Genomic DNA, 12,721 nt, shown 5'->3' on the forward strand with positions numbered 1-12,721 from the left:
ACAGCTGATGACGATGAGCAAGATCGAACTGGCGGTTCCGCGACGTTCGGAAGTCTACGATGACGTGCGTGCGCTGGTCATCAGCTCGACCCTGACCCCCAACACGCGGATACGGGTCGAGGAAATCGCGAAACGCGTGGACGCCGGCACCACCCCGGTGCGGGAAGCGCTGTTCCAGCTTTCCGCCGAAGGGCTGGTGACAGTCAACCACCAGAAAGGCTTCTGGCAACCGGCGATCGACCCGATCGAACTGCGGCATCTGATCGACACGAAGACCGCGCTCGAGCAGCTGATCCTGCGGGATTCGCCCGAACACTGGAACGACAAGCACGAACAGGACCTCGTCGTCATCTTCCACCAGTTCAGGAAAATGGACACGCTGTCGCCGCTGGGCAGCTATGAGAGCAACCGCCTGTGGCTCGAAGGGCACCGGCGCCTGCACCTCGCCCTGCTGGCAGGATCGACCAACAACCCTGCCCTGCACATGGTCGACATCCTGAACACCAACACGGATCGCTATCGCTGCTACATCATGGGCGGCTGGCTGGAACAGACCGGCTCGACCGACCTCGTCGACGAGGTCCAGACGATGAACACGGTCGACGCGCATCTCGAACTCTACGAGCTCGCCATGGCGAGCGATTTCGCGGCGCTGGCCGCTGCTCTCGCCGCGCACAACGCCGAGGCCCACGCCCTGCTCGACAAGGCGCTCGAACGGCTTCTCAACGGCTGACCGGCTGGCGCCGCCATACAGGTTTCCCGAGGGACACGAACACCAGAAATCCAACAACGATCGAATGGGGAGGAAACCATGGACACGATCGAAAACGCAGTGAAACGAGAGGGAGGGTTGAGCCGCAAGCTGACCGCCAGCCAGATGGCGATGATCAGCATCGGCGGCGCCATCGGCACGGGGCTCTTCCTCGGCAGCAAATTCGCGATCGGCCTGGCCGGGCCAAGCGTGATCATCTCCTATATCATCGGCGGCGTCGTCGCGCTGCTGATCATGGGCTGCCTGGCCGAGATGACGACGGCACAGCCGACATCCGGTGCCTTCGGCACCTATGCCGAATGCTACATCAACCCCTTTGCCGGCTATCTCGTCCGCTATTGCTACTGGATCAGCCTGGTCCTGGCTGTCGGCCTCGAAATCAGCGCCGTCGGCGAATACATGACCTACTGGTTTCCGACCTCCGCGCCCTGGTTCTGGGTCGCGGCGTTCTCGGCGATCCTGATCGGTGTGAACGTGGCGAGCGTCAAAGCCTTCGGCACGATCGAATACCTGTTCTCGTCAACCAAGATCATCGCCATCCTCGCCTTCATCCTGGTGGCGGCCTACATCCTGTTCGCCGCGCCGCCGGCAGCGTCGGGCTTCGCCAACTATACCCGGCATGGCGGCTTCATGCCCAACGGCTCGTGGGGCATGTGGCAGGCCGTGATGGTTTCCATCTTCAGCTATCTCAGCATCGAGATGATCGCCGTAACCGCCGGTGAGGCCGACAATCCCCAGCAGGCCGTGCGCCGCGCTTTCTGGACAACGATCATTCGCCTGACGCTGTTCTATCTGCTGACGCTGTCGCTGATGCTCGCCCTCGTTCCCTGGACCGATATCGGCACTGGCGGCAGCCCCTTTGTGAAGGTGATGGAACTTCTCGGCATCTCCGGTGGCGGAGGCATCATGAACTTCGTCATCCTGATCGCCGCGCTATCGGCCATGAACAGCCAGCTCTATACCGCGTCGCGCATGCTGTTCAGCCTGTCGAGAGGCGGCCTGGCGCCACGCGTCTTCGGCACCATCAGCGCGCGCGGCATCCCGGTGAACGCGCTGGCCATTTCCTGCGTCGGCATCGCCATTGCCACGGCAATCAATGTGCGCTGGCCGGAAGACGCATTCCTGACGATGCTGTCCCTGTCGAGCTTCGGCGCGATGTTCACATGGCTGATGATCTTCGTGTCGCACTACTTCTTCCGGCTGCAATGGGAGCGGGAGGGTCGGCCGGTCCCGTCATTCCGCTTCCTCGGTTTTCCGTGGCTGACGCTGCTCGGCGCCTTCACCATGGTCGCCATCATGGTGAGCACACTGTTCTCGGAACCGTTCCGGCTGACCCTCATCGCCGGCGTGCCGTTCCTCGTGCTCCTGTCGGCAAGCTATCCGTTCGTGCGCAAGCGGCTGCAGACAGGGCTCGTCGCTTCGGCGAATCCCGGGTAAAAACAATCCCTTGCATGCATGGCCGTGGTGCGGAAGCGCCACGGCCACTTCTGCTTTGCCAATGCCCTACACACCACGTCTGCTGCGTGGAAGGCCCCATGATGGCCAGCACAATTCCTGCCCGATTACCATCCTGCGTCTTAAAATGCTTCACCAAAAGCAGGTCTAATCTCTTGCGTCCAAGTCATCGAAGATAAAGCTGCGTATTTCGTTCAAGCAGGGGAGGAGACCAGTTTGACCGCAACGTTATCGCACGTGCAGGTGCAGGCGCAGGAGCGGCCCGAGGACGAACAGCTCGGCCTGTTCGCCAACCTCGCCTATGGCTTTCAACATGTGCTGACCATGTATGGCGGCATCGTCGCCGTGCCGCTGATCGTCGGCCAGGCGGCCGGCCTTTCGCCAAACGAGATCGGCCTTTTGATCACGGCTTCGCTGTTCGCCGGCGGGCTGGCCACCATGTTGCAGACGCTCGGCGTCCCGTTCTTCGGCTGCCAGCTGCCGCTGGTGCAAGGCGTGTCCTTTGCCGGTGTCGCCACCATGACGGCGATCGTGACAGGCGGCGGCGGCCTGCCGCAGGTGTTCGGTGCCGTGATCGTCGCCTCGCTGATCGGCCTTCTGATCACGCCGGTGTTTTCGCGCATCACCAAATTCTTCCCACCGCTGGTGACCGGCATCGTCATCACCACGATCGGCCTCACCCTGATGCCGGTGGCCGCCCGCTGGGCGATGGGTGGCAACAGCGCCTCGCCTGAATTCGGCAGCATGGCCAATATCGGTCTCGCCGCCCTGACGCTGCTGATCGTGCTGCTGCTCAGCAAGCTGGGCAGTGCCACGATCTCCCGGCTTTCGATCCTGCTGTCGATGGTCATCGGCACCATCGTCGCCGCCGCGCTCGGGATGACGGATTTCTCCAGGGTGGCGGACGGGCCTTTCTTCGCCCTGCCGACGATCTTCCATTTCGGCCTGCCGGTGTTTGGAGTGGCGGCGACGATCTCGATGCTGATCGTCATCATCGTGACGCTGGTGGAGACATCGGCCGACGTGCTGGCGGTCGGCGAGATCATCGGCACCAAGGTCGATTCCCGCCGTCTCGGCGACGGCCTGCGCGCCGACATGCTGTCGAGCTCGCTGGCGCCGCTGTTCGGCTCCTTCACGCAAAGCGCCTTCGCCCAGAATGTCGGGCTCGTCGCCGTCACCGGCGTGAAGAGCCGTTATGTGGTGGCCAGCGCCGGCATGATCCTGATCGCGCTGGGATTGCTCCCGGTCATGGGCAGGATCATCGCGGCGGTGCCGCCTTCCGTGCTCGGCGGCGCCGGCGTGGTGCTGTTCGGAACGGTGGCGGCCAGCGGTATCCGCACGCTGTCCAAGGTGGAATACACCAACAACATGAACCTGATCATCGTCGCCACCTCGCTCGGCTTCGGCATGATCCCGATCGCGGCGCCGCAGTTCTACGAACATTTCCCGGCCTGGTTCGCCACCATCTTCCATTCCGGCATCAGCTCGGCGGCGGTGATGGCGATTGCCATGAACCTTCTGTTCAACCACTTCCGGGCCGGCAATTCCGACCAGCAGTCGGTGTTCGTCGCCGGCATGGAACGCACGCTGCGCTACCAGGACATCGCCTGCCTGCACGAAGGCGACTATTTCCTCGACGGCAAGCTCTACGATTCCACCGGCAAGCCGGTGCCGATCAAGCACGAGCATTGACAAGGAAAAGAGCGAGGCGCCGGCCCCCAACGCCACGCACTTACGGGCTGCCGCGAGGCAGCCCGTTCCTCATACAGCGGCGTCCCGGGCCTGCTCGTGCAGCCAGGCACACAGCTGCCGGGGCGCAAGGCGGGCATCATCGGCGCGCACCAGCGCAAAATGCCAGGCCGGACCGCTCAACACGCAGGAAAAGGGCGCTATCAGCTGCCCTGAGGCAAGAAGCGGTTCGAACAGGGAAGGCGACAGCAACGCCACGCCAAGCCCAGCGACGGCGGCGTTGGCGTCGAGCTCATGCGTCGGATAGTCGACCGACGCGAAGTGCAGATCCGCAGGCGTTTCACAGCGGACTGCCGCAAACCACCGCTCCCAGTCCGGGTGAGGCAGGAGTTCGAAACCGGCCAGCGCAGATGCGTCATCCAGCGTGCGCGTGCCAAGCAACGATGGTGCCAGCATCGGCGTCACTTCGACCGGAGTAAGCCGGTACTCGTCGAGCCCTGCCCAACCGCCGCGGCCCGTCCTGATCGCGACATCGAATGCATGAACGTCGCGCACATCGGCCGAGACATCGATCTCGATGCTGGATGGCACCGGACCAACGTAGCGCGCCAGGCGCGGGGCGAGCCAGCGCGAGGCAAATGTCGGTGGCGCCGTCAGCCGAAGCGGCGGTGTCGCGGCCAGGAATTCGGCGAGCGCGTCGGCGATGCCGGACAATGCTTCATGAACCCGGCCGGCCAGAATGGAAGCGGCGGCCGTCGGCACGACACGCCGGCCGACGCGCTCGAACAGCGGCTGGCCAAGCTCGGCCTCGAGGGTGCGGATGCGCAGGCTGACCGCTGCCGGCGTCAGGAACAGGCGCTCGGCCGCGCGCGCGAAACTGCCAGCCGATATGCAGGCTTCGAGCACCCGCAAGGATTCCAACGATGGCCGCATGAACAGTTTCTCTTGTGAAGCAGACAAGCAATGCGCGTTTTGAAAGTGGAACGCCCGGGCGCAGATGTCGGCCGAAACAGGAAAAATAGGAGATCGGCCGTGTCCCTGCAATCACAACATCTGTTCACGCTTTCCATAGCACTGCATCCGACGCTGGACCTCGGGCAGACGCCGGCCGGCGGCCGGCGCATCTTTCCTGTCGCTGGCGGACATTTCCGCGGCGAGCGCCTCAGCGGCGAGGTGTCGCCGCTGATCGGCTCCGACCTGCTCCTCGCCCGCCCGGACGGCACGTTCCAGCAGGATGTCAGGCTGCTGCTGGTGACCGACGATGGCGGCCTGGTGCTGATGACCTATCGCGGCATCCGACACGCGTCCCCAGAGGTCGACGAGCGGCTGCGCCGCAACGAACCCGTCGATGCCAGCGAATACTACCTGCGCACCACGCCCTGTTTCGAAACCGCGGCGCCGGCCCATGAATGGCTGAACCGGGTCGTATCGGTCGCCACGGGCGCAAGGTGCCCGGGCGGTGTCGAATATGAAGTCCACGAAATCCTCTGATGTGTCCCGGCTCGCCCGAAAGCCGGTTGTCCGGACAGTTGTGGAGGGCTCGATGAGAACGATGCGACGATATCTGCAGCGGGCATTGGACTGGCGTCGTCGTCAGCGGGCGAGGCGGCACAGCCGCCTGGAGCTGCTGGCCGACAGGGACCTGCAAGACCTCGGCTTCCAGCGCAGCGATTTCGACGGCCACGCCTATCCCATGCCGGCTGAGCCTCGGGCTATTTCGCCTGCAGCTGGGCGTCATAGGCACTGTCCAGACGGTCCATCATGCTCTGAAGCGCCTTGTCGACGTCGAACGCGGTCGGCCTGATCTGCAGTTGCAGGGCGGCGCGACGCAACAGGATGGCGACGTCATGCGGCGACAGCTCGGCGAGATTGTCCGCCGCGCGCACCAGTTCCTCGATCAACCACTCGTCGCTGCCCGATGGTACGCCCATGCTTCCCCGCGGAGCGCTGCCTGACCGTTCCTGTCTAGCACAATCGGGTAAACGAAGAAATCGTCCGACTTGTCGGCGCGGGAGCGCCCGAACCTATCTGGGCTGCAAATGGCTTGCCAGCTCGGCCCGGAGCGCATCCAGGCTCCAGCGGCCGGCACCGGCGGTAACGAGATACATGCAGACGACACTCGCCAGCATGAAGCCGGTTGCCTCCGTCGTCGGCCAATAAAAACCTGACTGATACCAGTAGGGAAACATGACGAGAAAATTGACCGAGAGGATGAATGCCGCGACGCGCGTGAACAGGCCGACGAGGATCAGCGCGCCGGCGAATATCTGCACCCAGCGCGAAGCCCAATAAAGCGTGAATGCCGGATGGTCCGTCCCGAGCGGTGGCTGCAAGAGGGTGGGAATGCTGCAGTACAGATACGTCAGACCGCAAACGATGCGCATGACGCCCAGCATGTGCTGAGAATACTTTTCTGGATTCATGACACGCGCCCCCGTCGTGTTTCATCTATTGCAAGAATGATGAATTTGTAAATCGACAAAATCACCACCAAGTCGATCGTGAAAAAATGCAAAATATGAAATAAGTTTCATTATTTGAACGATCATTTTCATATCATAAAATTCTCGCATCCTCCCCGATTTGTGCAGATGTATACTAGTATGCATGAGGATCACTTGATTTCCCCTCTCGGACACCGCCTGCCAGGCGACCGAACGCTCTCGACCATGCCGCCTCGGCTCCCATGCACGCCGAAATACGTCACTTGCCGTATTCTTGAAGCGGCGCCCGGCTGCTAGTTCGCAGGAGCAGCACGAGCCGTTACATGGAATCCTCGAAACCAGGCCGCGACAAGGTCGAACGCGAACGGCACGACATTGTCGACCTCCGACACGTGCAGTCGTTCCGCTCGGGGCAGCCCGTGCCCGAATGGCTGTTGTTCCTCGCGCCGCTAAGCCGGCAGGCAAATCGCGGCACGTTCTGCTTTGCGGCCGATGCCGATCTGTACGAGAAGCAGGGCAGATACTGGCTGCTGCCTGCCGATCCGCTGACCATGGAGTTCATGTTCGCGATCATCGGAACGCAGGACTGCACACTGGCTGCCGGCAGCCAGCAGGTATCCTGGCCGGCACAGATCATGACGGCGCGTTCGGCAGAGACGTGAGAATGCCTGCGGTGAAATTGCCGGTCAGCCACTGTCCCGCGGAGGCTGACTATCTGTCGTACGTCAGTTCACCCGGCTCGGGCACAGCGCCTTGAACTGACCGAGCGCGACGTCGTAGCCCGACGCGCTGGAGCCATCCAGCGGCTCTTTCCCATCCGCCTCGACCAGCAGGAATTCGGTCGCGGTACCGGCCGCTTCATAGTCCGGGTTCTTGCCCTGGAAGCGGTAGTCCTGTCCGTAGAAAGTCCTGAACGCGCCAGTTTCGCAGTTGGCCGTGATCTGCGGCTGCAACTCGGTCTTCATCGTGTCGGAGACGCATTTGCGCGTGACCTTCTGCACATATTCCCGGCAGTAGGCGATGGCGTTGGCCTTGGTGAGTTTGGCCGTGATCCTGGCGTCGGCGGAGCCGATGTCGGACTTGTCGGTCACTGTCACTTCCTCGCCGGCGCGCGAGCCGTAGAAAATCGTTTCGGCCTCTGCAGCGGCGCTCATGGCGAGCAGCAGCCCGATCGTGGTGACTATGCGCATCTTTGTTCCTTTCCAGCCACGGCCTTCATAACACGCCACGGCTCCCCTTTGCCTCCCATTCCTGCAGATGTTGCGGCACCTCCCCGGCATGCGCGACCTGCCGGGTTCGTGTTCGCTCCACCTTGGGCTTTTTTGGGGGCACCTTGCCCGACATCGCGCCGTGGCCCAAACGATTGGCGCCAGGCGAAGCAGCGGCGGCGCAACCGGCGATGGACGCCGCGCACCGGTTCTGGCTAGTCTTGGCGGCTGCAGTGGGAGGCACCATGCCATTGGATTCTATCGTCCTTACCGGGAAACATGTCGAGCTCGTGCCCCTGTCGCAGGATCATTGCAGCGCCCTTTCGGAAGCCGTGCGTGATGGTGACCTCTGGCAATTGTGGTACACCGCCATTCCTTCACCGGAGGCGATGAGTGCCGAGATCGACCGCCGGCTCGGCCTCAGGGCCACGGGAAGCATGTTTCCCTTCACGGTGCTGGAAGGCCCCGGCGGGCGGCCGGTGGGCATGACGACCTACATGAACATCGAGCTCGCGAAGCCGCGGCTGGAAATCGGTTCGACCTGGTATGCCGCCAGCATGCAGCGCACGCCGCTCAACACCGAAGCGAAGCTTCTGCTGCTGGGCTATGCCTTCGACAGGATCGGCTGCCTGGCCGTCGAATTCCGCACGCATTTCATGAACACGGCGAGCCGCCGGGCGATCGAGCGGCTCGGCGCCAGGCTGGACGGGATCCTGCGCCACCACCAGCGCATGGGAGACGGCACGCTGCGCGACACCTGCGTCTACAGCATCACGCAGCCGGAATGGCCGACGGTGCGTTCGCATCTGCGCTGGCAGATCGACAAGCCGCGCTGAGTGCGCAGGCCGCCTTCAAGGGAAGATCAGATAGGTCTTGCGAACCGTCTCGACGATGTTCCATTCGCCTTGCGTGTTGGCGGCGAAATAGATCGCGTCGCCGGCGCGGAATTCGATCGGCTCGCCGCCGTCCGGGGTAAAACTGCCCTGCCCCGAGATGAAACAGCTGTATTCGGCCTGCGGCACCTGGCGGCGGAAGCGGCCGGGCGTGCATTCCCAGAAACCGGTGGATCCGACCGGTAGCTCCTGATCGGCAGCGGTCCTGACAAGAGCTGCCGGCTCGCTGACCGCCACCGGTGGACCGAACGCGCTGTCGGCACGGATCAGGGTTGGGGACACGATGAGGTTCTCCTGGTTCAGGGAAGTGCGCGCGATCACTCGGGACGGCGTCCGACCGCCTATCGATCGTTCGCCGCATCGGCGAGAAAACTGAATAGACCTGAGAGATGGAAAAAGGCGTGCCAGTCGCTTTGGCTGTCAGGGTCGGCTGCCTCGGCACGGATGTCCGTCAGGCAATCGGCGACACTCGCCATCACTGGAGCCGGAACGGCGTCGAGATCGAACGCCTCTTCGAACCAGGTCTGCCAGAACGCGTCCTGAGCAACCGGATACCGGCTGATCCCACGATGCTCGAGCCGGTCGAAAAGCCCGTTCACGAGATTGCGCAATTCATGCAGATCGACCACGTCAGCCATCGTTTCACCCAAATGCAAACGTCGCTCGCAGGTGCAGGCTATGTCGTCGATTGCACGACGTCGAACGTTTCCAGTTCACCGTCGAGCATCTTCCCCAGGTGCAGGCGGAACAGTTCGAGTGCGGCATGGTCGAGGGGAATGGCGATGCGCGCCATCGAAAGACGGTCCGACACCTGGACCAGAAGCTGAAGGTGGCCGACGCGATCGGACTGGCTCGCCGTCAGGACGACAATTCCCGGTTCGACGATTTCCACCATGCTGTGCTGCAACGGAAAGCCTCCCAGTGCGGACAGGAACCCGCGCAGCCGGCGCACATCATCTTCATGGAGCGTGACGGTACCGCGTCCGCGGAACGCACCGCTCTCGACCGCCACATCAATGGAGCCCAGGTCAAAATCGCAATGGAATTCCGCTCGTGTCATGGGAGGTCGTGTGGCGGCAGCAAAACGTAGCGCTGCATCAACCTGAGTGTCGCGCCTGCGGCGGCTTCCAGTTCAGCTGGCAAATCAAGCCGTACCTGCAGGTTGTCGGTACCCTGGTCCACGCCCAAATACGCCGTGATCGGGTTGGGTCCGTCAAACTGGCACTCTGCCCATCTTGGTGGCGTTGCGTCGGCATCGGAGGTGTGGACCTCGTCGACAAACACTTTGCGCAAACCATGGTCGAGCTGCTCGCCGGCCAGGGCACTGATCTCATCGATCAGCGGGGTAAGGTTTTGAAGCAAGACCCAGTCGCCCAGTCTGGTCATATGTCCCCCGAGACACCCGGCATGTTGAGCCCTCCGATGCGTCCATGCTCCCGGCCCTTCCGGCAGCCCGCAACGATGGTAGTTCACGTATATGACTTATCATGACCTGCAACTGAAGTTGCGAGAGATCATCGCGGCTGAAAGCACCATCGCACCGCAATGGGCAAAGGTCGGTGAGTTGTCGCTTTCGCTGAAGGGGCAGCACGAACATGAGCTGGATGAAATCCCCGAGACTGTCTTTTCACTACCTCGACGACTTCGACATCCGCGAGCGCGACGCTGCCCACGCCAGCAGGCGACGCCAAGATTTGCAGCCGTTCCTGAACGGTGAAGATGATTGAGCCGAGGCCGGCAGCACTGCCAATGCCGCCCATTCGCACTCCCATCACGCCCAGACTGGGGATCAGAGTGCACGGCTGATCTAGCCCTTCGCCCGATATGCTTCGGGTACGACGAAGACCTCGTCGGCGCGGCCATAGCCGCCGTCCGGCACTTCCTCGATCAGCACCATGGTGTGCGGGCGCGCGGCCTCGCTGAAATAGTCGACGAACAGAGCGGTGACGCGGTGGACGATCTCCTCCTTCTGGACTTTCGAAAGGGCGGCCTGCGGCACCTTGATGTTGGCGAAAGGCATATCGGTTTCTCCGGATTTGATTGCGCTCAGATGACGCCGCCATTGGCGCGGACGACCTGGCCGTTGACCCAGCCGCCCTCGGGCGAGGCCAGGAAGGCGACGACCCGGGCGATGTCCTCAGGCTGGCCAAGCCGCCTGAGCGGGTTCATACCCGTGATGGCGCGGACCTGGTCCTCGCTCTTGCCCGCGAGGAAGAACTGCGTCTCGACCGGGCCGGGCGCCACCGCATTGACGGTGATGCCGCGCGGCCCGAGCTCCTTGGCCAGGATGTGGGTCATGGCCTCGACCGCCGCCTTGCTGGCGGCATAGACGCCGTAGCCGGGCTGATAGAGCCCGACGACGCTGGACGAGAAGGAGATGATGCGGCCGCCATCGCGCAGCCGCCGCGCCGCCTCGCGCATGCCGCGGAAGACGCCGCCGAGGTTGAGTGCGACCTGGCGGTCGAAATCTGCATCCGCGACTTCGGCGAGCGCGCCGAGCTTCATGGTGCCGGCATTGTTGACGAGCACATCGACACCGCCGAATGCCTGTTCGGCGGCATCGAACAGTGACACGACGGCGGACGCTTCGCCGATATCGGCCTGGACGGCGACGGCGCGGCCGCCTTCCCTTTCGATGGCGGCGGTGACCTGTTCGGCCTCCTCGCGGCCACGCGCATAGTTGACGACGACGGCGAAACCATCATGGGCAAGCCGTTGCGCCATTGCGGCGCCGATGCCCCTCGATGCGCCGGTGACGATGGCGACACGTTGCTGTTGCATGATCCGATCTCCTGTGCTGTGCGCTGGAGATAGCGATCGCGGCGTTCGGAATAATCCCTCTACTGCCGCCATCACTATTCGGATAAGCTGAACAATTGGATGGCTCCCTTCGAGCCGACTTACGGAGCCGCGACGCAAATGGACCGTCTCGAGCAGATGCGCCTGTTCGCGCAGGTGGTGGAACGGCGCAGCTTCACGGCGGCGGCTGCCGACCTCGGCATGCCGCGCTCAACCGCCACCGAAGCGCTGAAGAGCCTCGAAACCAATCTCGGCACCCGCCTGCTGGAGCGGACGACACGGCACGTGGCGCCGACGCCGGACGGGGAGGACTATTACCGGCGCTGCCTGGATATCCTCGCCCGGCTCGACGAGGCCGAGAGCGACCTGCGCGGCGGCCAGCCGCGCGGGCAGCTGCGGGTGGACGCGCCCGGCCTGTTGACCCACACCTTCCTTCTGCCGCGCTTGGCCGAATTCCTGGAGCGCTATCCGCTGATCGACCTGCATCTCGGGCAAGGCGACAGGCTGGTCGACCTGGTGCGGGAAGGCATCCATTGCGCGATCCGGGCGGGCGAGCCGGCGAGCAGCGGCATGATCCTGCGACGGCTGGGCACGATCGAGGAGATCACCTGCGCCAGCCCGGCCTATCTGGCGCGGCACGGCACGCCGCAAGGCCCGGACGATCTCGACGGGCACCGGATGGCGGGTTTCGTGTCGTCACGCACCGGCGAGGTGATGCCGCTGGAGTTCATGGTCGACGGCAGCGTGCGCAAGGTCGTGCTGCCGAGCCGCGTGACCAGCAACAACTCCGATACGGCGGCCGGCCTGGCGCGGCTCGGCCTCGGGCTGATCCAGGCGCCGCGCTATCGCTTCACACAGGACCTCGCCAGCGGTGCGCTGGTCGAGATCCTCCAGGCAACGCCACCGCCACCGACGCCGCTGTCGGCGCTCTATCCGCAGAACCGGCAGGTCGCGCCGCGTCTGCGCGTGTTCCTCGACTGGGTGACCGAGGTGTTCCGGCAGGCGCAGCTTTAGGCCGGTGATGCGGGAAGGCGGTAATATCACCGTGGGTGGTGGGTGCTTCCCAAAGACCCTCAAGGTCAGCGCGGGGGCCAGGGATCATAGTTTCTTTTGTCGATCAGGTCGTAGGCGACGATGCCGCGCTGCCGGCACCATTGCGAGGCTGTGGTTTCCGCCTCGGCCATCGCAGCTTCGGTGCGGTCCGGGTTCCGGGCAACAATCCAGCCCGAACCTTCTGTCTCCTGTCCGAGGGCGTCGAAGACAGTGACCTTGTAAAGCATCTGCTCACCGACGCGCAGGATCTCAAGTTGAAGAGACAGGGATTCGGCCACTCGTTCCCCCGAAGCTGTGACGCGATGCGCAAGAACAGATAGTTCAATTCACCAACGTAGTCGCGAGGATTCCCGACGCGACAAGCCGCAGTTGCGCGCGGTCAAAAATTTACCGGATTGTCCAAAGCAA

19 protein-coding genes are annotated in these 12,721 nt (G+C 63.4%); 8 read left to right on the top strand and 11 right to left on the bottom strand.

What is annotated here, in order from left to right:
* Window positions 1-7: 7 nt before the first annotated feature.
* From ACFJIU_RS22810 to ACFJIU_RS22820, 3 genes are all read left to right on the top strand, one after another.
* Window positions 8-733 carry a GntR family transcriptional regulator gene (locus ACFJIU_RS22810; protein ID WP_379063806.1) on the top strand — a complete coding sequence of 242 codons (726 nt, stop codon included), beginning with the start codon at window positions 8-10 and terminating at the stop codon, window positions 731-733.
* Window positions 734-811: 78 nt separating this feature from the next.
* Window positions 812-2,209, top strand: coding sequence for an amino acid permease (locus ACFJIU_RS22815; RefSeq protein ID WP_379063808.1), 1,398 nt, complete (start codon window positions 812-814; stop codon window positions 2,207-2,209).
* A gap of 234 nt (window positions 2,210-2,443) precedes the next feature.
* Window positions 2,444-3,919, top strand: a complete 1,476-nt coding sequence (locus ACFJIU_RS22820) for a nucleobase:cation symporter-2 family protein (protein ID WP_379063810.1) — start codon at window positions 2,444-2,446, stop codon at window positions 3,917-3,919.
* Between the two features lie 69 nt (window positions 3,920-3,988).
* Here ACFJIU_RS22820 and ACFJIU_RS22825 read toward each other — a convergent pair whose 3' ends face one another.
* Window positions 3,989-4,849 carry a LysR family transcriptional regulator gene (locus ACFJIU_RS22825; RefSeq protein WP_379063812.1) on the bottom strand — a complete coding sequence of 287 codons (861 nt, stop codon included), beginning with the start codon at window positions 4,847-4,849 and terminating at the stop codon, window positions 3,989-3,991.
* Window positions 4,850-4,948: 99 nt separating this feature from the next.
* Here ACFJIU_RS22825 and ACFJIU_RS22830 point away from each other — a divergent pair, with 99 nt between their 5' ends.
* On the top strand, window positions 4,949-5,407 hold the full coding sequence (locus ACFJIU_RS22830; RefSeq protein ID WP_379063814.1) for a DUF3237 domain-containing protein: 459 nt from the start codon (window positions 4,949-4,951) through the stop codon (window positions 5,405-5,407).
* A gap of 221 nt (window positions 5,408-5,628) precedes the next feature.
* Here ACFJIU_RS22830 and ACFJIU_RS22835 read toward each other — a convergent pair whose 3' ends face one another.
* Window positions 5,629-5,847, bottom strand: a complete 219-nt coding sequence (locus ACFJIU_RS22835) for a hypothetical protein (protein ID WP_379063816.1) — start codon at window positions 5,845-5,847, stop codon at window positions 5,629-5,631.
* Between the two features lie 93 nt (window positions 5,848-5,940).
* Window positions 5,941-6,339, bottom strand: a complete 399-nt coding sequence (locus ACFJIU_RS22840; protein ID WP_379063818.1) for a DoxX family protein — start codon at window positions 6,337-6,339, stop codon at window positions 5,941-5,943.
* Between the two features lie 344 nt (window positions 6,340-6,683).
* Between ACFJIU_RS22840 and ACFJIU_RS22845 the strand changes: the two genes are divergently transcribed.
* Window positions 6,684-7,022 carry a hypothetical protein gene (locus ACFJIU_RS22845; protein ID WP_379063820.1) on the top strand — a complete coding sequence of 113 codons (339 nt, stop codon included), beginning with the start codon at window positions 6,684-6,686 and terminating at the stop codon, window positions 7,020-7,022.
* Window positions 7,023-7,085: 63 nt separating this feature from the next.
* Here ACFJIU_RS22845 and ACFJIU_RS22850 read toward each other — a convergent pair whose 3' ends face one another.
* Window positions 7,086-7,550: a hypothetical protein gene (locus tag ACFJIU_RS22850; protein WP_379063822.1), complete on the bottom strand. Its 465-nt coding sequence runs from the start codon at window positions 7,548-7,550 to the stop codon at window positions 7,086-7,088.
* A gap of 263 nt (window positions 7,551-7,813) precedes the next feature.
* On the opposite strand from ACFJIU_RS22850, the gene ACFJIU_RS22855 reads away from it, so the two are divergent.
* The gene (locus ACFJIU_RS22855; RefSeq protein WP_379063824.1) at window positions 7,814-8,404 is read left to right on the top strand and encodes a GNAT family N-acetyltransferase; all 591 of its coding nucleotides are present in this window, start codon (window positions 7,814-7,816) and stop codon (window positions 8,402-8,404) included.
* Window positions 8,405-8,419: 15 nt separating this feature from the next.
* Here the strand turns inward: ACFJIU_RS22855 and ACFJIU_RS22860 are convergent, their stop codons facing one another.
* From ACFJIU_RS22860 to ACFJIU_RS22875, 4 genes are read right to left on the bottom strand one after another with little or no spacing between them, the layout of a single operon-like run.
* Window positions 8,420-8,743: a cupin domain-containing protein gene (locus ACFJIU_RS22860; RefSeq protein ID WP_379063826.1), complete on the bottom strand. Its 324-nt coding sequence runs from the start codon at window positions 8,741-8,743 to the stop codon at window positions 8,420-8,422.
* A 59-nt stretch (window positions 8,744-8,802) separates the two neighbouring features.
* The gene (locus tag ACFJIU_RS22865) at window positions 8,803-9,099 is read right to left on the bottom strand and encodes a hypothetical protein (RefSeq protein ID WP_379063828.1); all 297 of its coding nucleotides are present in this window, start codon (window positions 9,097-9,099) and stop codon (window positions 8,803-8,805) included.
* Between the two features lie 38 nt (window positions 9,100-9,137).
* Window positions 9,138-9,521 (bottom strand): hypothetical protein, encoded by a 384-nt coding sequence (locus ACFJIU_RS22870; protein ID WP_379063830.1) that lies wholly within the window; start codon window positions 9,519-9,521, stop codon window positions 9,138-9,140.
* Entirely contained in the window at window positions 9,518-9,847 is a 330-nt protein-coding gene (locus ACFJIU_RS22875; RefSeq protein ID WP_379063832.1) for a hypothetical protein, read from the bottom strand. The genes ACFJIU_RS22870 and ACFJIU_RS22875 overlap by 4 nt, the downstream gene beginning before the upstream one ends.
* 209 nt (window positions 9,848-10,056) lie before the next feature.
* Between ACFJIU_RS22875 and ACFJIU_RS22880 the strand changes: the two genes are divergently transcribed.
* On the top strand, window positions 10,057-10,188 hold the full coding sequence (locus ACFJIU_RS22880; protein ID WP_379063834.1) for a hypothetical protein: 132 nt from the start codon (window positions 10,057-10,059) through the stop codon (window positions 10,186-10,188).
* An 80-nt stretch (window positions 10,189-10,268) separates the two neighbouring features.
* On the opposite strand, the gene ACFJIU_RS22885 is transcribed toward ACFJIU_RS22880, so the two are convergent.
* Window positions 10,269-10,481: a 4-oxalocrotonate tautomerase family protein gene (locus ACFJIU_RS22885; protein ID WP_379063836.1), complete on the bottom strand. Its 213-nt coding sequence runs from the start codon at window positions 10,479-10,481 to the stop codon at window positions 10,269-10,271.
* Window positions 10,482-10,507: 26 nt separating this feature from the next.
* Window positions 10,508-11,242 (bottom strand): SDR family oxidoreductase, encoded by a 735-nt coding sequence (locus ACFJIU_RS22890; RefSeq protein WP_379063838.1) that lies wholly within the window; start codon window positions 11,240-11,242, stop codon window positions 10,508-10,510.
* Between the two features lie 138 nt (window positions 11,243-11,380).
* Between ACFJIU_RS22890 and ACFJIU_RS22895 the strand changes: the two genes are divergently transcribed.
* Complete coding sequence (locus ACFJIU_RS22895) at window positions 11,381-12,274, top strand: LysR family transcriptional regulator (protein WP_379063840.1); 894 nt, start codon at window positions 11,381-11,383, stop codon at window positions 12,272-12,274.
* A gap of 65 nt (window positions 12,275-12,339) precedes the next feature.
* Here ACFJIU_RS22895 and ACFJIU_RS22900 read toward each other — a convergent pair whose 3' ends face one another.
* Window positions 12,340-12,591 (bottom strand): hypothetical protein, encoded by a 252-nt coding sequence (locus tag ACFJIU_RS22900; protein ID WP_379063842.1) that lies wholly within the window; start codon window positions 12,589-12,591, stop codon window positions 12,340-12,342.
* Between the last annotated feature and the right edge of the window lie 130 nt (window positions 12,592-12,721).

The organism is Mesorhizobium sp. UC74_2, assembly GCF_042701485.1.
In the GTDB taxonomy this organism is placed as follows: Bacteria; Pseudomonadota; Alphaproteobacteria; order Rhizobiales; family Rhizobiaceae; genus Mesorhizobium.